Origin of the sequence: Marinobacter sp. F3R11 (assembly GCF_003318275.1) — a bacterium.
In the GTDB taxonomy this organism is placed as follows: domain Bacteria; phylum Pseudomonadota; class Gammaproteobacteria; order Pseudomonadales; family Oleiphilaceae; genus Marinobacter.
The window spans coordinates 88,420-107,564 of the sequence record NZ_QOCH01000013.1 but is presented as its reverse complement, the minus strand read 5'-3'; the positions used below and the strand labels follow the sequence as shown (position 1 = coordinate 107,564).

Annotated in this window: 20 protein-coding genes and 2 tRNA genes; 21 read left to right on the top strand and 1 reads right to left on the bottom strand. The window is 53.1% G+C overall.

The window, feature by feature from the left end:
- The first annotated feature begins 48 nt into the window (after positions 1 to 48).
- The 21 genes from DS878_RS05470 to nadA all read left to right on the top strand — a co-directional run bounded on the left by DS878_RS05470 (position 49) and on the right by nadA (position 17,524).
- A tRNA-Lys gene (locus DS878_RS05470) sits at positions 49 to 124 on the top strand.
- Positions 125 to 195: 71 nt separating this feature from the next.
- A tRNA-Lys gene (locus DS878_RS05465) sits at positions 196 to 271 on the top strand.
- Between the two features lie 297 nt (positions 272 to 568).
- Positions 569 to 931 carry an ethanolamine utilization microcompartment protein EutS gene (gene eutS, locus DS878_RS05460; RefSeq protein WP_113814972.1) on the top strand — a complete coding sequence of 121 codons (363 nt, stop codon included), beginning with the start codon at positions 569 to 571 and terminating at the stop codon, positions 929 to 931.
- A complete protein-coding gene (locus tag DS878_RS05455; RefSeq protein ID WP_261977613.1) occupies positions 910 to 1,464 on the top strand; it encodes a EutP/PduV family microcompartment system protein in 555 nt (184 codons plus the stop codon). Before eutS ends, DS878_RS05455 begins: the two co-directional genes overlap by 22 nt.
- Before the next feature lie 24 nt (positions 1,465 to 1,488).
- A complete protein-coding gene (eutQ, locus tag DS878_RS05450; protein WP_113814971.1) occupies positions 1,489 to 2,184 on the top strand; it encodes an ethanolamine utilization acetate kinase EutQ in 696 nt (231 codons plus the stop codon).
- 14 nt (positions 2,185 to 2,198) lie between these two features.
- Positions 2,199 to 3,023, top strand: coding sequence for an ethanolamine utilization cob(I)yrinic acid a,c-diamide adenosyltransferase EutT (eutT, locus tag DS878_RS05445; RefSeq protein ID WP_113814970.1), 825 nt, complete (start codon positions 2,199 to 2,201; stop codon positions 3,021 to 3,023).
- On the top strand, positions 3,020 to 4,003 hold the full coding sequence (pta, locus tag DS878_RS05440) for a phosphate acetyltransferase (protein WP_187298741.1): 984 nt from the start codon (positions 3,020 to 3,022) through the stop codon (positions 4,001 to 4,003). The genes eutT and pta overlap by 4 nt, the downstream gene beginning before the upstream one ends.
- Positions 4,004 to 4,026: 23 nt before the next feature.
- Positions 4,027 to 4,326: an ethanolamine utilization microcompartment protein EutM gene (gene eutM, locus DS878_RS05435; RefSeq protein WP_113814969.1), complete on the top strand. Its 300-nt coding sequence runs from the start codon at positions 4,027 to 4,029 to the stop codon at positions 4,324 to 4,326.
- Positions 4,327 to 4,417: 91 nt separating this feature from the next.
- Positions 4,418 to 4,738 (top strand): ethanolamine utilization microcompartment protein EutM, encoded by a 321-nt coding sequence (gene eutM, locus DS878_RS05430; protein WP_148707073.1) that lies wholly within the window; start codon positions 4,418 to 4,420, stop codon positions 4,736 to 4,738.
- 31 nt (positions 4,739 to 4,769) lie between these two features.
- A complete protein-coding gene (locus DS878_RS05425) occupies positions 4,770 to 5,075 on the top strand; it encodes a EutN/CcmL family microcompartment protein (RefSeq protein ID WP_113814968.1) in 306 nt (101 codons plus the stop codon).
- Positions 5,076 to 5,126: 51 nt separating this feature from the next.
- A complete protein-coding gene (locus tag DS878_RS05420; RefSeq protein WP_113814967.1) occupies positions 5,127 to 6,524 on the top strand; it encodes an aldehyde dehydrogenase family protein in 1,398 nt (465 codons plus the stop codon).
- Positions 6,525 to 6,537: 13 nt separating this feature from the next.
- A complete protein-coding gene (gene eutJ, locus DS878_RS05415; protein WP_113814966.1) occupies positions 6,538 to 7,383 on the top strand; it encodes an ethanolamine utilization protein EutJ in 846 nt (281 codons plus the stop codon).
- 1 nt (position 7,384) lies between these two features.
- Positions 7,385 to 8,632: an iron-containing alcohol dehydrogenase gene (locus DS878_RS05410; protein WP_113814965.1), complete on the top strand. Its 1,248-nt coding sequence runs from the start codon at positions 7,385 to 7,387 to the stop codon at positions 8,630 to 8,632.
- Positions 8,633 to 8,665: 33 nt separating this feature from the next.
- On the top strand, positions 8,666 to 9,958 hold the full coding sequence (eutH, locus tag DS878_RS05405; RefSeq protein WP_113814964.1) for an ethanolamine utilization protein EutH: 1,293 nt from the start codon (positions 8,666 to 8,668) through the stop codon (positions 9,956 to 9,958).
- A gap of 2 nt (positions 9,959 to 9,960) precedes the next feature.
- A complete protein-coding gene (locus tag DS878_RS05400) occupies positions 9,961 to 11,394 on the top strand; it encodes an ethanolamine ammonia-lyase reactivating factor EutA (RefSeq protein WP_113814963.1) in 1,434 nt (477 codons plus the stop codon).
- A 15-nt stretch (positions 11,395 to 11,409) separates the two neighbouring features.
- Positions 11,410 to 12,774, top strand: a complete 1,365-nt coding sequence (locus DS878_RS05395) for an ethanolamine ammonia-lyase subunit EutB (protein ID WP_113814962.1) — start codon at positions 11,410 to 11,412, stop codon at positions 12,772 to 12,774.
- A 10-nt stretch (positions 12,775 to 12,784) separates the two neighbouring features.
- Positions 12,785 to 13,741 carry an ethanolamine ammonia-lyase subunit EutC gene (eutC, locus tag DS878_RS05390; RefSeq protein WP_113814961.1) on the top strand — a complete coding sequence of 319 codons (957 nt, stop codon included), beginning with the start codon at positions 12,785 to 12,787 and terminating at the stop codon, positions 13,739 to 13,741.
- A 73-nt stretch (positions 13,742 to 13,814) separates the two neighbouring features.
- On the top strand, positions 13,815 to 14,471 hold the full coding sequence (eutL, locus tag DS878_RS05385; RefSeq protein ID WP_113814960.1) for an ethanolamine utilization microcompartment protein EutL: 657 nt from the start codon (positions 13,815 to 13,817) through the stop codon (positions 14,469 to 14,471).
- A complete protein-coding gene (locus DS878_RS05380) occupies positions 14,468 to 15,817 on the top strand; it encodes a 4Fe-4S dicluster domain-containing protein (RefSeq protein WP_113814959.1) in 1,350 nt (449 codons plus the stop codon). Before eutL ends, DS878_RS05380 begins: the two co-directional genes overlap by 4 nt.
- A 24-nt stretch (positions 15,818 to 15,841) precedes the next feature.
- Positions 15,842 to 16,396, top strand: a complete 555-nt coding sequence (locus DS878_RS05375; RefSeq protein ID WP_096781582.1) for a BMC domain-containing protein — start codon at positions 15,842 to 15,844, stop codon at positions 16,394 to 16,396.
- Between the two features lie 66 nt (positions 16,397 to 16,462).
- Complete coding sequence (nadA, locus tag DS878_RS05370; RefSeq protein WP_113814958.1) at positions 16,463 to 17,524, top strand: quinolinate synthase NadA; 1,062 nt, start codon at positions 16,463 to 16,465, stop codon at positions 17,522 to 17,524.
- On the opposite strand, the gene DS878_RS05365 is transcribed toward nadA, so the two are convergent.
- Positions 17,521 to 18,945 (bottom strand): M48 family metalloprotease, encoded by a 1,425-nt coding sequence (locus DS878_RS05365; RefSeq protein WP_410003464.1) that lies wholly within the window; start codon positions 18,943 to 18,945, stop codon positions 17,521 to 17,523. The genes nadA and DS878_RS05365 overlap by 4 nt on opposite strands.
- Positions 18,946 to 19,145 lie beyond the last annotated feature (200 nt).

The following is a 19,145-nucleotide window of genomic DNA, read 5'->3' as shown; positions in this document are numbered from 1 at the left end:
GAAAGGGTTGATCGTCGGGGAAAAATCATTACTATATGCGCCTCGCTTGGGTCGTTAGCTCAGTTGGTAGAGCAGTTGGCTTTTAACCAATTGGTCGATGGTTCGAATCCATCACGACCCACCATATTCGTATCCCGAGGCATTTTCTGAGCTGTCTCGGGGTCGGTCAGGGTCCAGGCACTGATCATTAGTTTTGGGTCGTTAGCTCAGTTGGTAGAGCAGTTGGCTTTTAACCAATTGGTCGATGGTTCGAATCCATCACGACCCACCATATCTTGAAGCTCGAACATTGAAGCTTATGTAGGACCGCAGAGATGCGGTCCTTTTTTTTGTCTGATTCATTCCTGCCTCTCCTCACTTTTTTCCCTCTCGGGAACCCCCTGTCTGATCCACGGCTGTAATTTGACTGGCATCAATTCTTCCGCATCTTGGCGTAATGGAAGCTGGTAATTAAACAGGGCTGGTCTAGGATAAGCATATGTTCAGGTTACATCATGTAACCGTATGTTCGGGTTACTTCTCTGGATTGTCGAAGTGCCAAGGCACCTGAAAAGCGGAGCGGTTTATAGTGACTTTGAGCAATTCTGGCAAATCAGCCGATATCGAACGCATTATTCAGGAATATGTTCCGGGCAAACAGGTAACGCTGGCGCATTTGCTTGCGAACCCTACTGAAGATTTGTGTCACAAGGTCGGGGTAGAGCACGCAGAGGCCGTTGGCATTCTTACCCTGACGCCAGGCGAAACTGCCATCATCGCCGGAGACGTAGCAACCAAGTTCGCATCAGTAAAAATTGGATTTCTGGATCGTTTTTCGGGGGCACTTGTCCTTACCGGAAGTATTGGGTCGGTAGAAGAAGCATTAAACGCGATTCTGTCTACATTGGAATCGTCACTGGGATACAGCGTATGTCAGGCAACCCGGACGTGAATGAGCATCTAGTACATCCTGATCTGGCAGATTTTGTGCTGGTGGGTGATGTCGGGAGTGGAAAAACAGCGCTCACTCTCGCACTGCTTGAATCCACTGACGAGCTGCTGAAAACCCAGGCTGTTGTGTTTCATCCCAGTCACATAGTGGACACGCCAGGGGAGTTCATCAGCCGCCCCGCATACTATGGTGCTTTGTTATCCACCATCGCGGAAATCGATACGGTTGTGTACCTGCAGCCTGCCAACAGTAGAGCTTTTTCTTTGCCTCCTGGCCTTTTACAGGTCTATCCCGACAAGCGGGTTATCGGAGTCGTCAGCAAAACGGATCTGCCGGACGCTGATACTGAATCTGCCTGTCGGGTACTGGCAGATCATAATATTTCTCCTCCATATTTTTTGACATCTACAGCAACCGGCGAGGGTGTTGCCGATCTGAGGTCTTTTCTCATCAGTTTACAAACATCGAAAGCCGGTACGGGTGCCCGCGAAGCTCATGCAGAGCGGGCTGTTGCCAGCGAAAGCGAATATTGAAATAAACCTGACAGGGGCCGGATTATGAAATCTTTGTTTACGGCTGAAAAAATAAAGGAGCTTCACAAGAACGGGGAAACCTCCGTTGAGATCTCTCCCCAGAGCACCATCATTACGCCGGAAGCGCGTGATGTTGCCAAAAAGCTCGGCCTTAAAATTATTGATGTTGCGGCCGGTATCGAACCTCGAAAAAGCAGCGGTTCCCTTGCAGGCAGCCGCCCGGATAATCTTCAGTCTATCAAAGAAGCGGTAAGAGCGAAGTTGCCGGCCGGGCATCAGGATTCTGCTCTGCTTGACCAGTTGATCGAAAAGGCCCTGAAGGAGTTGCAACATCAGGATGAGGCTGGCCCTTCATGTGAACGCGAGAAAGCACCCAATGGCGTTGTTCTTGTGCGTGGCAGTTCCGTTAAACCCGGAAAGTTTGATGGCGCAGGCGGCAAACCTATTGGCCTGACCGACGTAATCGGTTCCGCTGACAACAGCTCTATTGCTGCTGGCTATATGCAATGGGAGAACTGCAGTTTTCCCTGGACCCTGAACTACGACGAAATTGATGTGGTGCTGGACGGTGAGTTGCACATTACCTGTGGCAACAAAACTCACGTTGGCAAGCCGGGTGATGTGTTCTTTATACCCAAGGGGGCATCTATTGAGTTTGGATCGCCCGGGAAAGTGCGGTTTGTGTATGTGACCTATCCAGCGGACTGGTCAGCGCAATAAAAGGGGCCGTATCGATGCCATCCTGGATAACAGAAGCCAGTTTGCGAGCCGAGCATGGCCTGGCCCATGGCAGTGAGGTGCACCTGCCTGAGGGATCCAGGCTGACCCCTTCTGCGAGTCAGCTTCTGGCCGAGCGCAAGATCCGCATAAAGTATATCGCCGATGACGGCCGGGTATTTCTTCCCGATGATGCGGATGCAGGTGCTAGCGAGAAAACTCCGGTACACCCACTCACCAGTGCGAATGTGCGGCCTGGCAACCGTTGCGCTGTGTGCAACAGCCACGTTGAAAAGAAAACCGAGTTGCTCACGTTGCTGGACAGTGAGCAGCTGGTTCCCAAGACGCACCCAAGAATCGCGCTGCGTGGCAAGCTTGATACCCTGATTTCCCAGACCGTCTGGGTACAGACCCAGTTTGCCGTCAGTTTTGAAAAATACCCGGCGCTGTGTCATTCGCTGGCAGACCTGCGTTCATTTATGGGCAACCTTCTGCGTAGCGAAGTCACAGGAGAGGCTCAGGCGGAGATCAGTATGGGTGATCTTGACGATAAGACCATCCACGAGATCTCTCATCACCCTTTGAAATACCTTGGCCACGACCACATAGTTCCGGAATTGTCTCATGGCCCGAATGTGTCCTTGCTGAACGTCCTCAGAGCCATGGCGCGGGAAGCAGAAGTTGAGGCCTGCAAAGCCTTTCAGACGGACAGTTTCAGTCTCACGCGACCTGATATCGTGCAGGGGCTTAATCGCCTGAGTAGTGCTCTTTATGTGTTGATGCTCATGGTTCTTGTGGTTGAAACAACCGGATCACTCCCCGAGATTGGAGTGATTTCATGATCAGGGTGATGGAGCAGTGCCGGAACGCATGCCGGAAAGCGCCCAGGCGTATTGTTTTTCCTGATGCTCTTGATGAGAGGGTTTTGCATGCGGCAAACGAGCTGCAGCAGCGAGGCCTGGCACAACCCATTTTGCTGGGTAACCCGTTTGAGCTTCGGGATTACGCTCACCAGATGGGGATAGCTGTGCAGTGTTTCGCAATTGTTGACCCTTTGCATTCCCCATGGCTGGATTCGTTTATCAGTACTTATCAGGAAGAAAATGAGGGCACAGACGATAAAGAAGCCCGCGAGCTCATGAGCGACCCCTTGTTTTTCGGGGCCATGATGGTAAAGCGCGAACAGGCTGATATCTGTATTGCCGGAAATATTTCGACCAGTGGCAACGTCATACGGGCTGCCATAAGGGTTATCGGCCCGGCTGGGGGGCAGAAAACCGTATCCTCATTTTTCCTCATGTCCTCTCCCGATGGCAGCGACATAAGATTGTTTGCTGATGCGGGAGTTATTCCGGAGCCTACTGTGGAACAGCTTTCTGACATAGCCATCGACTCAGCTCGCAGTTTTGAGAGGCTTACAGGAGAGCAGGCGCGGGTCGCCTTGTTGTCATTTTCTACCAAAGGCAGTTCACAGCATCCTGCGGCAAAGCGGGTCGTGGAAGCATTTGAGCTGACGCGCTCCCGTGCGCCGTCGCTGATTATTGATGGTGAGCTGCAGTTTGATGCCGCTGTGGTGCCTTCTGTTGCCATGAAAAAGGCGCCAGACAGCCCCTTGAAAGGCAATGCGAATGTTCTGATATTTCCATCACTTGAAGCTGGAAATATCGCTTATAAGGTCGCCCAGCGCATGGGGCATTACATGGCGCTGGGTCCGATGCTGGAAGGATTAGCGAAACCTATGCATGACTTGTCACGAGGCTGCACGGCCGACGATATCGTCGACGTCGCTATTGTGGCGTCGTGCCTGGTTAACAATGAGTAGTGACACCCTGAGGAGAACAAACCATGAACGAAGCACTTGGAATTATTGAAACAAAGGGCCTGACCGCCCTGATTGAGGCCTCTGATGCGATGGTCAAGGCAGCCAGAGTTCAGCTTGTTGGCTACAAACAGATTGGTAGCGGCCTTGTAACTGCGATGGTTCGGGGTGATGTAGCCGCCTGTAAGGCAGCCACGGATGCCGGTGCAGCCGCAGCGCAGAGGCTGGGTGAACTGGTGGCTGTACACGTGATTCCGCGTCCGCACGGAGATCTGGAATCCATATTCCCTATTACTCCTACCGGGCAGCCTTCATCCGACGCCTGAGGCAATCAGGCAACAGTGAAAAAGGTTTATTCAGATGAACGCAGTCTGGAAGCAGGCTTCAGAACAAGCCGAAAGGCAAGAGGGTACCAGCATGATGGAAGCATTAGGCATTATTGAAACGAAAGGTCTGACGGCTTTGATAGAAGCCTCTGACGCCATGGTTAAAGCGGCCAGGGTTGAACTGGTGGGCTATGAGCAAATAGGCCATGGCTACGTCACTGCTCTGGTGAGAGGTGATGTTGCTGCCTGTAAAGCTGCGACAGACGCAGGAGCCGCGGCAGCTCAGCGGCTTGGTGAACTGATCGCCGTCCATGTAATTCCACGGCCACACGCGGACCTGGAAGCCATATTCCCGATTGTGCCGAGAAAGGCGGCAGCTCAGGGGAAGGCAGCCCCGGCCAAGAAGGCATAGGGCCAAAGCCAACTGATCTGGAAGATATCCCATGAGACTTGCAAAGGTAATTGGTCAAGTCGTTGCTACTGTCCGCAGCGAGCGGTTGGGGATGGATAAGCTGGCGTTGATCAAGTTTATCGATCAGGACGGTAAAGAGGAAAGCCCGGTCATGGTTGCAGCTGACCGGCTGGGCGCTGGGGAAGGTGAATGGGTACTGGTGGTTGGTGGCAGCTCTGCTCGCATGTCTATAGACAGCGTGGGCCACGCGCCTGTCGACCTCAGTATCGTGGGCATTATCGATGAAGTTACCGGTGGCTCGAAAACCTGGTTCCAGAAATCCCAGCGACGTTATTAGGCCACTTTTACATGGCTGCCATAGTGTGAGGCAGCCTCGGGGAGAGGAAGCATGCAGATGGATGCACAGCAGATAGAATCCATCGTCCGCCGCGTTATCGAGCAGTTACACTCGCCGCAGTGCGATGGTGAAAGTTACGGGGTATTCAAGACACTTGATGATGCGGTGTCAGCCGCTCAGAGTGCTCATAAACAGCTGAAGTCGGTGGCGCAGAGAGAAGCAATTATTGCTGCTATCCGACGTTTGGGGCATGAGCATGTACAGGAGTTGTCTCAGCTGGCTGTTCAGGAAACAGGTTACGGCCGGGTAGAGGATAAAATACGCAAACACAATCTCGTACTGGATAAAACACCGGGGGTGGAGGCCATTATGCCGGTTGCCCTTACCGGTGATCATGGCTTGTCCCTTGTGGAGAATGCGCCCTGGGGTGTAATAGCATCGGTTACTCCCTCAACCAACCCATCTGTAACCGTTTTTAACAATGCGATCAGCATGATTGCAGCCGGGAACTCAGTTGTATTTTCCCCACATCCCGCGGCGAAGGCGGTCTCCCAGCGTGCTATTCAGTTGGTCAACCAGGCTTCAGTAAGTGCAGGAGGGCCGGCGAATCTGGTTACCTGTGTGGAAGAGCCCACGATTGAGGTGGCCACCCGGTTATTCAGTTTCCCTGGTATTCGTCTGCTTACCATTACGGGTGGTGATGCGGTGGTGAACGCTGCGCGCAAAGTTACTGATAAACGCCTGATTGCCGCTGGGCCAGGCAACCCCCCGGTTGTAGTAGATGAAACGGCTGATATAGAGCGGGCGGCGATCAGCATCGTGCAGGGCGCATCGTTTGATAACAACATTATCTGCGTTGATGAAAAAGAAATCGTTGCCGTAGAGTCGATTGCGACTGAGTTGAAAGAGGCCATGTGCAGGCACGGTGCAGCAGAGATCAATGCGGATCAGGCTGACGCTGTTGCAAGGCTCGTCCTGGCAGGTTATCCGGGTCCCAATCCTCGCCCGAAACCGGAATGGATAGGGCGGGATGCAGAAAAAATTGCGGCAGCAGCTGGCTTCAGTGTCCCGGCAGGTACCCGTTTGCTCGTTACGGAAACCGAGCGGGATCATGCTTTTGCCACAACTGAAATGATGCTCCCGGTTATTGCGCTGATACGCGCCAGGAATGCCGATGAGGCTATTGACTGGGCAGTGGAACTGGAAGCCGGAAACCTTCATACCGCTGCAATGCATTCCCGGAATATCGACAACCTTTCCCGTATGGCCCTGGAAATCAACTGCAGCCTGTTTGTGAAAAATGGGCCCTGCATTGCCGGTCTGGGTGCGGGCGGCGAAGGGTGGACATCCATGACGATATCAACTCCCACCGGTGAAGGCGTTACCAATGCCAGCACTTTTGTGCGCAAGCGGCGTTGCACCATGGTGGATTCGTTCCGGATCGTCTGACAAGGAGATAGTAATGAGCAGGACAATGGCCGAGGTTAACCGGTTGCTGAAGAAAACTGCCGGCCTGATCAACGATGACACCTCCAGCCCGTTTGAGGGGGAGTTCAGGGTAGGTGTCGATCTGGGCACAGCTGATATTCAGACAATTGTGCTGGATGCCGACGGTAACCCTTTAGCCGGTTATATGGATTGGGCCAATGTTGTCCGGGATGGTGTGGTTGTCGATTTCTTTGGCGCCAGCCAGATTGTCCGGGAACAGGTACGGCGTGCGAGCGCCAAGCTGGGTATTGAGATTGAACATGTCAGCACGTCTTTTCCTCCAGGTACCGACTCACGTATTTCAACCAATGTTATTGAGGCCGCCGGCCTTGAAGTTGCTGGTGTTATTGATGAGCCCAGCAGTGTAGCCAGGCTGTTGCAGCTTGATCATGCGGCGGTGGTCGATATTGGTGGTGGAACTACGGGAACCGCAATTATCGAACATGGCCAGGTTGTGTGTTCCAGGGATGATGCTACCGGTGGCCGTCATATTACGCTGGCTCTGGCTGGCCACTTCGGTATTCCCTATGAAGAAGCCGAAGAGATGAAGCGCAGCGGTAAGGATCTTGCCCTGTGCAAGCTGGCGACACCGGTAATTGCGAAAATGGCAGATATTGTTCATGGCCATATTGCCGGTATGAAAGTGCCAGCCATCTACCTGACCGGAGGCTCTTGTGCGCTGCCAGGCTTTCTTGAGGTATTTGCCGCGGAGTTTCCGGATGTTGAGGTTGTGCTTCCCTCGCACCCGCTTTATCTGACGCCACTGGCGATCGCCAGCTATTCGGATGTACTCCAGGCAAGAGAAGTGAGGGCTGGATGATATGCATTCTTTAGAGCAGCCATTGGACAATGCGTTGATAGAAGACATTGTCACCCGCACGGTAGATGAGCTGACGCCCCATGGTCTGTTCAATTTTAATGCACCGCGCCAGACGTTGATGGGTGAGGGAGCAATTCTCAGAATAGGTGAGATGCTCGGCAAGCTGGATGTAACTCATGTGCTGGTTGTCGCAGACCGCGTGGTACATGACAAAGGCCTGATGAAAAGCATGGAGCGTAGCCTCGAACGTGCAGGCATTGAGTTCACAATTTATCCCGCTATTACTCAGGAACCGGATGAAACGGTTGTCGCTTCTGCGACTGAACTGCTGACTCGCAACAAGGCGGATTTCATACTCGGTTTTGGTGGTGGGTCCGCACTGGATGCGGCCAAGGCTATTGCCTTGACAGGAAGCAGCGAGTGCAGCCTGCATCAACTGGCAGAGCCCGGGTTCAGTGGTCGTCGGAGCGTCGGGTTGGGTGCTGTGCCGACAACGGCTGGTACTGGATCAGAGGTTACAGATATCAGCGTGATCATGCGGGCCGGCCGGCGGCACAAGTTCGTCATCAAGAATGGCGATCTTATGCCAGACCTGGCGATCGTCGACCCGGGCCTTATGCTCAATTTGCCTCCAAGGGTGACGGCGGCAACCGGTATTGATGCGCTCACCCATGCCATTGAAGCCTACGCAGCGCGAAACTCCCATCCGCTCGCAAAGGCGTTGGCTATATGTGCAATACAGAGCATTGCTGAGGCACTGCCTGTTGTGGTGGGTAACGGGGGAGACAGGGCTGCGCGGCTTACCATGTCCACCGCATCATATAAGGCCGGGCTTGCGTTCAGCAATTCCGGGCTCGGCCTGGTGCATGCCATATCCCATCAGATTGGCCCCCGGTTCAATCTGGCCCATGGCATCGCCAACGGAATTCTTCTTCCTTACGTAATGAAATTTAATGCACTGGTTTGCCAGAGAGAATATGCAGCTATCGCTCATATGCTGGGAGTTAGCCATGCCGGAATGACAGAGCGGGAGCAGTGTATGGCGTCAATCGACGCGGTCAGACAACTGCTCTCTGATATAGGGTTACCGGAAGATCTTGCGGGGACCAGTATTCGCCGTGACGACTTTAGTGCGATTGCGGTTGAAGCTCTGACGGACGTTTGCATCGAGTCTAACCCGAGAGACGTTACTGAAGCGGATATCGTGAAACTGCTTGAAGAGGCCTGCGGTACCAAGAAGAACCTGTGATTCGAATGTTTGCTGGAAAGCGGAGAACCGATTATGGAAATGTTAAATCAGATAATCCTTTATATCATGATGACTTTTATGGTCATCGGCGCGCTGGACCGGGTATTCATGCAATTCGGCGGCTCTGAACCGGTTCTTGGAAAGCTCGGCCTCGGAGGCATGGGTCGATCGATCTCCGGCGCAGGCAGCCAGTTTGAAGAAGGTTTTCAGGCCATGGGAGCACTCGCGCTGGCTATGGTCGGTATTATTGCCATGGCGCCGGTACTTGCAAAAATACTGTCACCGGTTGTTGTGCCTATATACACATTTCTCGGTGCTGATCCCGCCATGTTTGCCACCACCTTGCTTGCCAACGACATGGGGGGGTACTTCCTGGCGAAAGAAATGGCTACGGCTGTGGACGGCACGATTAACTACGGTGCCTGGATGTATGCAGGCCTGATTCTTGGCGCCATGATGGGGCCTACCATCGTATTCACTATTCCGGTTGCTGTCGGCATTATCCATGAAAGTGATCGGCCCTATCTGGCCTCTGGCGTACTTGCGGGTATTGTAACCATTCCTGTTGGCTGTATTGCCGGTGGACTGGCTGCTATGGCCTCAACGGTTCTCATTCCCGGGACTGATCAGGCGATACAGTTCAACATGCCACTTATTTTCATGAACCTGATACCGGTGATTATCGTGTCCGCTCTGATTGCGGCCGGCCTTTGGTTCATGCCTGACCGGATGATCAGTGGCTTCGCAATTTTTGCGAAATTTCTGGTTGCCTTTATCACTATAGGTCTCGCTGCCGCAGTGCTGAAACATACCCTGGGCATTACCCTGATTCCCGGAATGGACCCGATTTTCATGGTGCCAGGTGATGAGCCGGGTATCGATATGCGGGCAATCGAGGTTATTGGTTCTATTGCTGTCATCCTGTTGGGTGCATACCCCATGGTTCTTCTTCTGACCCGCTGGTTTGAAAAGCCACTGCTGAAAATGGGCCATGTTCTGAACGTAAACCCCACATCGGCCACAGGCCTGATCGCTACCCTGGCCAACAATATCCCGATGTTCCAGGTAATGAAGGATATGGACAGCCGCGGCAAGATCTTATGTTCGGCCTTTGCGGTGAGTGCGGCATTTACCTTCGGTGATCACCTCGGTTTCACTGCTGCCAATAAGCCGGACATGATCATGGCCGTCATCATCGGCAAACTTGTCGGTGGTATCACGGCGGTTCTGTTCGCCATGCTTGTGGCCAACCGGATGATCGCGTCTATCGAGAAGAACGGTAAACCTGGCGCGGATCGATCTACCTCAGAAGAGGCTGAAGCGTAACTGTGAACAGAAAAACCGTACACAGTGTCGGTATCGATATAGGTACCACCACAACCCAGGTGATCTTTTCACGGCTCACCATGGTCAACCGGGCGCCTGTTACCCAGGTGCCACGGTATGAGTTTGTGGAACGTGAAATCTTTTACCAGAGCCCTGTGAGCGCAACGCCTCTTCAGGAAGACGGAAGCGTTAATGTGGCTGAACTGCAAGGGTTTATCGACGAGCAGTTCGCGGCTGCGGGCCTTGCGCTCAGTGATATTGAAACAGGTGCCATTATCATCACAGGCGAAACCTCCAAGGTTAAAAATGCCAAAGACACGGTAATGGGGCTTGCTCAGCGTCTCGGGGATTTTGTGGTGGCAACTGCTGGGCCTAACCTGGAGTCTGTAATTGCAGGAAGAGGCAGTGGCGCCGGAGACTACTCCAAACGGAACCACGCCCGGGTGCTCAATATCGATATTGGCGGTGGCACCAGCAATTACGTGGTTTTCAACAGTGGTCGGGTAGAAGATACCGCATGTCTTAATATCGGCGGGAACCTGATCAAAACTGACCGGTCGGGATTTGTAACCAAAATCCGGGAGCCAGCAAGACCGGTTATCGAATCCCTGTTCGGAGCAGCGTTGTCGGAAACCCAGTTAAGTGCTGATCGCCTCAACAGCGTAGTCAACTGTATGGCACAACTGGTTGTTGATGTCATTGTCGGCAAACGCTCTGAGCTGGCTCAAAAGCTGATGATGACACCGTATCTGAAAGAAGCCGGGGAATTTGACGCTGTGTTCATAAGCGGAGGCGTCGGCACCAGTTACTACAGCCTGAAAACAGAAGAACTTGATCCGTTCAAGTGGCAGGACATTGGCGTATTGCTTGGTGGTGCTCTGTTAAAACACCCTACGCTTGCAGCCATGAATGTCAAAGTACCGGCCCAGACCCAGCAGGCAACCGTCATCGGTGCAGGTGCTTACTCCATGTCACTCTCCGGAAGTTCGATATGGCTGAATGTAGATTCGCTACCTATTCGCAACATACCAGTGGTAGAGCCACAGATTGACTGGCTGGAGGCTGAACTGCCACCGGTTTGCCAGCAGATTATTGCAGCCGCAGAGCGCATGGATCTGCGGTTGCGAGAGGACAGTTATGCTATCGCGCTGGGCGGGGATATGCCTATGAGCTATCGGGTGGTGCATCACACAGCAAAGGAAATAGCAGAATATTATCACCAGCACGGTAATCGCCATGCACCTGCAGTCATCGTGACAGAAAACGATCTGGGCAAGGTGTTGGGCATGGAGCTACAACCCTTGATTGAACCTCAGAAATTGCTGGTGATTGACGAAGTGCGAGCCGTTACTGGTGATTATATCGATATCGGTGAAAGTTTTTTTGGCGGGGAAGTTGTGCCATTAACCATCAAATCTCTGGCATTTCCTGCCTAGAGGGGGAGGTTTTTCATGATCTTGAAAACAACACTTTTCGGAAAGGTCTATCAGTTCCGTGATGTAAAGGATGTACTCGCGAAGGCGAATGAACTCCGTTCCGGCGACGTACTTGCCGGTGTTGCCGCCGAAACTGCTCAGGAGCGCGTTGCTGCCAAGCAGGTATTGAGCGAGATGCGCCTTGAAACCTTACGGGAAAACCCGGTTGTTCCTTATGAAGAGGATTCGATAACCCGGGTGATCCAGGATTCGGTGAACAAAGCGGCCTATGAGAGCATCAGACACTGGACCGTCAGTGAGTTGAGGGAATACATACTGTCTGATGTGCCAACCTATGAAGACTATGAACGGTTGCGCAAGGGTCTGACGTCGGAAATGGTCGCTGCCGTGTGCAAAATATGTTCGAACGGGGATCTCATGGTAGGAGCCAAGAAGCTCTATGTGATTTCCAAAGCAAATTGCACCGTTGGCATTCCCGGTCATTTTTCATCCCGTTTGCAGCCGAATGATCCACGGGATGATGTCGACAGCATCATGGTTCAGGTATACGAAGGATTGTCTTACGGTTGCGGTGACGCCGTTATTGGTATCAACCCCGTCACCGAATCCGTGGAGAACACCATTCGTATTCTTAATGCGGTCAAGGAAGCTACGGACAAGTGGAACATTCCAACCCAGGGTAGTGTACTTGCTCACATAACAAACCAGATGGCGGCGCTTGAAAAAGGCGCACCCGGTGGCCTGTTGTTCCAGAGCCTGTCTGGCACAGAACAGGGCCTCAATGAGTTTGGTGTCACCGTAGAAATGCTGGATGAAGCCTATGAGATGGGCAAGCATTACTGCAAGCTTGCGGGTCCAAACATGATGTACTTTGAAACTGGCCAGGGATCGGCGCTATCTGCAAATGCACACCATGGTGCGGATCAGGTAACCATTGAAGCCAGAAACTATGGCCTGGCAAAACGTTATAGCCCTCATCTTCTGAACACGGTGGTTGGATTTATCGGGCCGGAATATCTCTTCAACCATCAACAGATCACACGCGCCGGCCTGGAAGATCATTTCATGGGTAAGCTGACCGGCATCTCTATGGGGTGTGATGCCTGCTATACAAACCACGCAGATACTGATCAGAACTCCAACGAAAACCTGACCACATTGCTGGCTGCTGCGGGCTGTAACTACGTCATGTCCCTTCCGATGGGGGACGACATCATGCTGAATTACCAGACTACTGGCTACCATGATGTCGCCACTGCCCGCAGGCTCCTGGGATACCGTCCCGCTCCCGAGTTCGAGGCCTGGCTGGAGACTATGGGTCTGATGGAAGACGGCAAGCTCACCGCCCGGGCGGGCGACCCATCCATCTTCTTTGATTGAGGTGATAACCATGGACGAGCAAACAATCCAGAGTATCGTCAATTCAGTGTTGCGTGAACTGGGAGAGAAAGATCTCCCTTCAGGGCAGGTAACCCGCATTCAGCCTGAAGGCAAAAGTTCACAGCAAAATAATCCTCCGGCCTACAAACCATCGGCGGCTGCGGGTAGCCAACGTTCTTCTGAACAGAAGCCGGCGGATACCGGAGAAGGTCTGGAAGACCTCAGCCTGGATAAATTTATTCACTGGAATGGCATTGAAAATGCTCATAACGCTTCAGTAAACGACGATATGATCAAACAAACTGCCGCCCGGGTCTGCCAGGGGCGCGCAGGACCCAGGCCCCGCACCATTTCACTGCTGCGTTTTCTTGCAGACCATTCCCGTTCCAAGGACACCGTTGTAAAGGAAGTGACTCCGGAATGGCTGGAAGCCCACAAGCTCTGGGAAGTGCAGTCTTGCGCCACTGATAAAAGTGAGTACCTCAGGCGCCCGGATCTGGGTCGCAAGCTTTCAGATGAAGCAAAGAAAATTATTGGTGAGCGCTGTAAAAAATCGCCCCAGGTTCAGGTGGTTATATCTGATGGCCTGAGTACCGATGCTATTACCAATAATCTTGAGGAAATCATCCCGCCTCTCATGAAGGGGCTGGAGAGTGCCGGCTTTACAGTTGGCACGCCTTTCTTTTTACGTTACGGCCGGGTGAAGGCTCAGGACGAAATAGGCGAGCTTCTACAGGCTGAAGCCAATCTTCTGCTCATTGGCGAAAGGCCCGGGCTGGGGCAGTCTGAGAGCCTGAGCTGTTATTGCGTTTACAAACCCACCCAGAAGACGGTGGAATCAGATCGCATGGTTATTTCCAATATTCATAAAGGCGGTACGCCGCCCATTGAAGCTGCAGCCGTTATTGTTGATCTGACGCGCAAAATGCTTGAGCAGAAGGCGAGCGGGCTAAAACTGAAACGCTGAAGCCAAGGGCTCAGACTCATGGTCCGGGGTATTCGAAAAGAAACCTCAGTACGATATTGAAAGGAGCACCATCATGGCAATCCGGGACGAAATCAGAGCGTCGGTACTGGCAACCCGTGTTATCGCGTCAGTCGATGACGGAATGATGAAACAATTTAATCTCAAAAAGGAACAACGTTGCATTGGCATGCTTACCGCCGACAGTGATGACGTTACCTACGTGGCTCTGGATGAAGCGACAAAAGCGGCACAGGTTGATGTGGTTTATGCCCGGTCGTTTTACGCCGGTGCGGCGCATTCATCCGGTCTGCTATCCGGAGAGGTAATCGGAATCATTGCCGGGCCAGGACCAGCGGATGTCATTGCAGGGCTTCAGAGAGCACGGGAAGTTATCGAGAATGAAGCCTGCTTTTACTCTGCCAATGAAGACGGCACTATTGCGTACTTCGCCCATCTTGTATCTGCTACCGGCGGCTATCTGTCCAAAGAGGGGGGGTTAAAACGAGGCGATTCCATGGCGTATCTGATTGCGCCACCGCTGGAGGCAATGTTCGGTATGGATGCGGCACTGAAAGCCGCCAGTGTCACGGTTTCGAACTTCTTTGCCCCGCCTTCTGAAACCAACTACGGTGGTGGATATCTCACGGGCACTCAGGCTGCATGTAAAGCGGCGTGTGAAGCCTTTGAGGAGGCTGTTCTGGCGGTTGCCAGCAACCATATTGACATATGAGTGGCGCACTTGACATGAACTCCCTTGTGGAAAAAGTCAGAAATGCGGGTGTTGTGGGTGCCGGAGGAGCGGGTTTTCCATCCTATGTGAAAATCCAGGCTCAGGCGGACGTGCTGATTGCTAACGGCGCCGAATGCGAACCCCTGTTATTCAAAGATCAGACGATTATTCAGCGGTTCTCGGGGGAGCTGCTTCAGGGCATGGCACTTTTGATGGAGCTGACTGGTGCCAGCCGGGGTGTAATCGCTATCAAAGAGATGCATCAGGACTCCATATCTCATATAGAACCTCTGCTGCCGGCGAATATTGAAGTAAAAGCCATGCCTAACGCTTATCCGGCAGGTGATGAATATGAGCTGGTCTATGAGGTAACGGGGAACCGCATTCCTGCTGGCGGCTTGCCAAAGGATGTTGGTGTACTGGTTCAGAATGTCGAGACGCTGGTGAATATTGCGCGGGCTGAGCAGGGTAACCCTGTAACCCGCACCATGATCACGGTTCACGGAGAGGTTGAGCATCCATTTACAGCTTTATTGCCCATAGGTATGCGCTTTGCAGATGTCATCAGTCTTGCGGGTTCCATAACCTGCGATGACCCTGTGGTAATTGATGGTGGTGCCATGATGGGGCAGGTAGTTGAGAGCCTCGATGAATCTATATCAGCTGTGAGCAGCGGGTTGCTGGTGCTGCCGCGGGATAGCAACCTGGTAAAACGGCGCTCGCAAACCGAGCAGGAATACAGGCGAATCGGCAAGTCCGGCTGTGACCAGTGCACCTTATGTACTGAAATGTGCCCCAGATATCTGCTCGGATATCCGGTACAACCGCATCTGGTTATGCGCTCCTTGCTTACCACCGGGGAGGTCAGCGAAACCTTATCTGTTCATGCCCAGGCCTGTTGTGAATGTAATGTCTGTACCTTGTGGGCATGTCCTGAGCAGCTGAACCCCCGTGACATCTGTGCTTCAACCAAACGTGACCTTAAAGCCAACGATCTGTGGCTGACACCGGCACAGCTGCAGGGCCAGACCCGTGATGTACACAGTATGCGTGAATATCGCGGTGTGCCATCGCCGCGGCTGGTCCGCAAGCTGGGACTGGCCAAATACGACAGCAAAACGGCGCACTGGAAAGAGGTTGATACGATTCCTTCCCGGGTTGTTATTTCATTGCATCAGCGCATGGGGCAGCTTCCCGAGCCGGTCGTCAAGACGGGGGATACTGTGGCTGAGGGTGCAGTAATTGCCAGGCCACCAGGCGAGGGGATGGGTGTTCCGGTCCACGCCAGTATCAGCGGTAAAGTGACACTGACAAACGGCTTCATTGAAATCAATGCTGGTAACTGACGCGGGCTCAAACAGGATTTGATTATGAGCAACAAAAGTGCGATCGGAATGATTGAAATGAATTCAATCGCGAAGGGGTATGCGGTAGGCGACGCTATGCTGAAGGCAGCCAACGTCGAAATCGTTTTTAACCGGACCATCTGCCCGGGCAAATTCATGGTCATGGTAGCAGGCGATGTAGCCGCCGTTGAGTCTGCCATGTCTGCGGGGCTCGATATGGGGAGTGAAACCATTGTGGACGAACTGATTATTCCCAATGTTCATCCCTCCGTATTTTCTGCCATCAGTGGCACAAGGGTTATCGAAGAAACGGCCGCCCTGGGCATTATCGAGACATTTTCGGTTGCCACCATCATTGAGGCGGCGGACGCTGCGGTGAAGGCGGCCAACGTTGAACTGATCGATATTCATCTGGCCATGGCGATTGGTGGCAAAGGTTTTCTGACCCTGACAGGTGATGTCGCCGCTGTGACAGCAGCTGTTGAAGCGGGTACTGACTACATCAAGAAAAAGGGACTGCTGGTGGATAAGGTTGTCATCCCTCAGCCCCGCAAAGAGATCCTGCGGGACAAGTTGTAGTCTTACAGTGCTACTGCTGTCCGAAATGATATACTGGGCGCAGAATAAAACTGAGAGTAGCTGTACATGACTAAAGCTGAAGACCGAATCCTTGTTCAGGAACACCTGGCCCATGCAGCGGAGCCAAAGCCGCTCAGTGCTGATGAGCAGGCACGGCTTGAAGCCCGTATAAAGGCTGTCCTCAAGGAAAAAGACGCCGTGCTTGTGGCACATTACTACACAGACCCTGACATTCAGCGCCTTGCTGAAGAAACTGGTGGTTGTGTGGCAGATTCTCTTGAGATGGCCCGCTTCGGGAACCAGCACCCGGCCTCGACGGTAGTCGTCGCGGGTGTTCGTTTTATGGGTGAAACTGCCAAGATTCTGAATCCTGAAAAGCGCGTGCTGATGCCAACGCTGGAGGCAACCTGTTCGCTGGATGTAGGCTGTCCGGCGGATGAATTTGAAGCCTTTTGTGACGAGCACAGTGACCGTACGGTGGTGGTTTATGCCAACACGTCAGCTGCAGTAAAAGCCCGGGCCGACTGGGTTGTAACCTCCAGCTGTGCTCAGGCAATCGTTGAAGACCTGGATGCACGGGGGGAGAAAATTCTCTGGGCGCCAGACAAGCATCTTGGTCATTACGTGCAGAAAACCACAGGCGCTGACATGCTGCTGTGGGATGGTTCCTGTATCGTACATGAGGAGTTCAAACACCGCGGTCTGGAAGATCTCAAGGCCTTGTATCCTGACGCTGCCATTCTGGTGCACCCGGAGTCCCCGGATGCTGTTGTGGAGCTGGCGGATGTGGTTGGCTCAACATCGCAGCTGATTCACGCAGTACAGACCATGCCGAATCAGGAATTTATTGTTGCTACGGATAATGGCATTTTTTACAAAATGCAGCAGCTGGCGCCCAATAAAACGCTTATTGAAGCACCTACTGCCGGCAATGGTGCAACCTGCCGGAGTTGTGCTCAGTGTCCGTGGATGGCAATGAATGGCCTGGAAAACCTGCTCCGGGTAATTGAGATGGGTGACCAGGAAGTGCATGTGGATCCGGCGACCCGGGAACTCGCCCTCAAGCCCCTGCGCCGCATGCTGGATTTCACCGCACAAATGAATCTCAAGGCCGCTGGTAACGCCTAGCTGTTTCGCTGCATCCGAAGACGGCTGGTAATCTCTGCCAGCCGTTCACTCACAATCTGACGTTGGGCGGAGCCTGCGGGCAATTTTTCCTGAGCCTGCCTGAGTTGTCTCTGGGCAGATTCAAGGTTGCCCATGAGTGCATCGTACTCTGCGCGGGCCCGGTGCACGCCCACAATATTTCTTGCCATCCCTTCAGCTTCCGCCAGTCTCAGCCACAGATACTCCTGCTGGGGCATTCTGCGTGTCAGTTGTTTGAGGTACTCTGCGGCCTGAGAGCCGTTACCGGCTGCAATTTCCACGTCTGCAAGCGTTGACGTGATGGGGTAGTTCCCCGGGTTCCGGCTCAGGGCGTCTTTCATAAGAGCTCTGGCTTCATCTGTTTTTTTCTGCTGGATCTGTATCTCTGCCAGTGTGACCTGCAAGGTTATTCTGCCTGGGTTGCTGGCCAGTAAGGTGTTGATCAGGTCGGCAGCCTTCCCGAGCTGATCGTTCGCCATATAGGCTACAGCCAGCCCGTACTGAATAGCCTCATTGCTTTGGGCGTCCGGTTTTCCCAGATAGCTTTCGAAGGTTTCAACAGCAACTTCAGGTGTTGCGGCGTAGTGTACCTGCAGACGGCTGCGTACCAGGTGATATTCCTGACCGTCCCGTATTTTTTTGTCGGGATACTGTTCTGCCCGGTTACGGGCATCTGCCACACGATTCCGGGTCAGCGGGTGGGTTGACAGGTACTCCGGCATGGTGTTTCCCTGCAGCCGGTTTTGTCGCATCATGATCTCAAACATTTCAGGCATACCTCGGGGGTCCAGCCCTGCTGTCGCCAGGATATCCAGTCCAACCCGGTCGGCTTCCTGTTCCTGCAGGCGGCTATACGCCAGCATGTTCTGCACGGCCAGTGCCTGAGTGCCGGCGATTGCTGCGATACCTATATCGGATTGCGTAACTGCTGAGAGCACAATTCCGGCAATCATTCCGGCAATCGTGAATGGTGTGCTGGTTTCCTGTTGCTCCAGCCGGCGGGCAAAGTGACGCTGGCTGAGGTGGGCTAGCTCGTGAGCAAGCACCGAAGCAAACTGCTGCTCCGTTGCAGCGTTGAGAAAAAGGCCACCATTTACGCCGACAATACCGCCGGGCACTGCGAAAGCGTTGATTGCGGGGCTGTCTATGAGTGCGAGAGTCAGGTCCCGGTTCTCCAGTGGAGCCGAGGGAACCAGCCGATAGGTGATGGCGCTAAGGTAGTCGTAGACCAGGGGGTCAGTTATGCGCGGCGCCGACCGTCGGATTGACACCATAACCTGTTGCCCGATGTCACTTTCCTGCTGTCCGGAAATCAGTCCGCCGCCAGTTCCGCCAATGTCTGGTAGCTGGGTTTCCTGGGCGACCGGTGCTGAAGCCGATACCAGTGCAAAAGCAAACGTCATAGCGATTGAAAGCTTTCGGTAACAGCTAAACTCTGTAAGAAGGTTATTCATGTAATGCTATATGCTCCTGGTTCAAGCTACCGCTATGACAACATATTGCTGGTGAAATTCCCTGAAACAACCAGACCCTGACCAATAACCGGTATTGTGATGCAATACAGTATCACTGGAGGCATAATGCCGGCTTGCGACTTACATGT

What these genes read in the sequence shown, in the direction of transcription:
- DS878_RS05420 (WP_113814967.1), top strand. Translation starts at nt 5,127, where the DNA reads ATGCAGATGGATGCACAGCAGATAGAATCCATCGTCCGCCGCGTTATC.
- DS878_RS05380 (WP_113814959.1), top strand. Translation starts at nt 14,468, where the DNA reads ATGAGTGGCGCACTTGACATGAACTCCCTTGTGGAAAAAGTCAGAAAT.
- DS878_RS05365 (WP_410003464.1), bottom strand. Translation starts at nt 18,945, where the DNA reads ATGACGTTTGCTTTTGCACTGGTATCGGCTTCAGCACCGGTCGCCCAG.
- DS878_RS05425 (WP_113814968.1), top strand. Translation starts at nt 4,770, where the DNA reads ATGAGACTTGCAAAGGTAATTGGTCAAGTCGTTGCTACTGTCCGCAGC.
- eutM (WP_148707073.1), top strand. Translation starts at nt 4,418, where the DNA reads ATGATGGAAGCATTAGGCATTATTGAAACGAAAGGTCTGACGGCTTTG.
- eutL (WP_113814960.1), top strand. Translation starts at nt 13,815, where the DNA reads ATGGCAATCCGGGACGAAATCAGAGCGTCGGTACTGGCAACCCGTGTT.
- DS878_RS05455 (WP_261977613.1), top strand. Translation starts at nt 910, where the DNA reads ATGTCAGGCAACCCGGACGTGAATGAGCATCTAGTACATCCTGATCTG.
- eutM (WP_113814969.1), top strand. Translation starts at nt 4,027, where the DNA reads ATGAACGAAGCACTTGGAATTATTGAAACAAAGGGCCTGACCGCCCTG.
- eutQ (WP_113814971.1), top strand. Translation starts at nt 1,489, where the DNA reads ATGAAATCTTTGTTTACGGCTGAAAAAATAAAGGAGCTTCACAAGAAC.
- DS878_RS05410 (WP_113814965.1), top strand. Translation starts at nt 7,385, where the DNA reads ATGCATTCTTTAGAGCAGCCATTGGACAATGCGTTGATAGAAGACATT.
- eutT (WP_113814970.1), top strand. Translation starts at nt 2,199, where the DNA reads ATGCCATCCTGGATAACAGAAGCCAGTTTGCGAGCCGAGCATGGCCTG.
- nadA (WP_113814958.1), top strand. Translation starts at nt 16,463, where the DNA reads ATGACTAAAGCTGAAGACCGAATCCTTGTTCAGGAACACCTGGCCCAT.
- DS878_RS05375 (WP_096781582.1), top strand. Translation starts at nt 15,842, where the DNA reads ATGAGCAACAAAAGTGCGATCGGAATGATTGAAATGAATTCAATCGCG.
- pta (WP_187298741.1), top strand. Translation starts at nt 3,020, where the DNA reads ATGATCAGGGTGATGGAGCAGTGCCGGAACGCATGCCGGAAAGCGCCC.
- eutJ (WP_113814966.1), top strand. Translation starts at nt 6,538, where the DNA reads ATGAGCAGGACAATGGCCGAGGTTAACCGGTTGCTGAAGAAAACTGCC.
- eutH (WP_113814964.1), top strand. Translation starts at nt 8,666, where the DNA reads ATGGAAATGTTAAATCAGATAATCCTTTATATCATGATGACTTTTATG.
- DS878_RS05395 (WP_113814962.1), top strand. Translation starts at nt 11,410, where the DNA reads ATGATCTTGAAAACAACACTTTTCGGAAAGGTCTATCAGTTCCGTGAT.
- eutC (WP_113814961.1), top strand. Translation starts at nt 12,785, where the DNA reads ATGGACGAGCAAACAATCCAGAGTATCGTCAATTCAGTGTTGCGTGAA.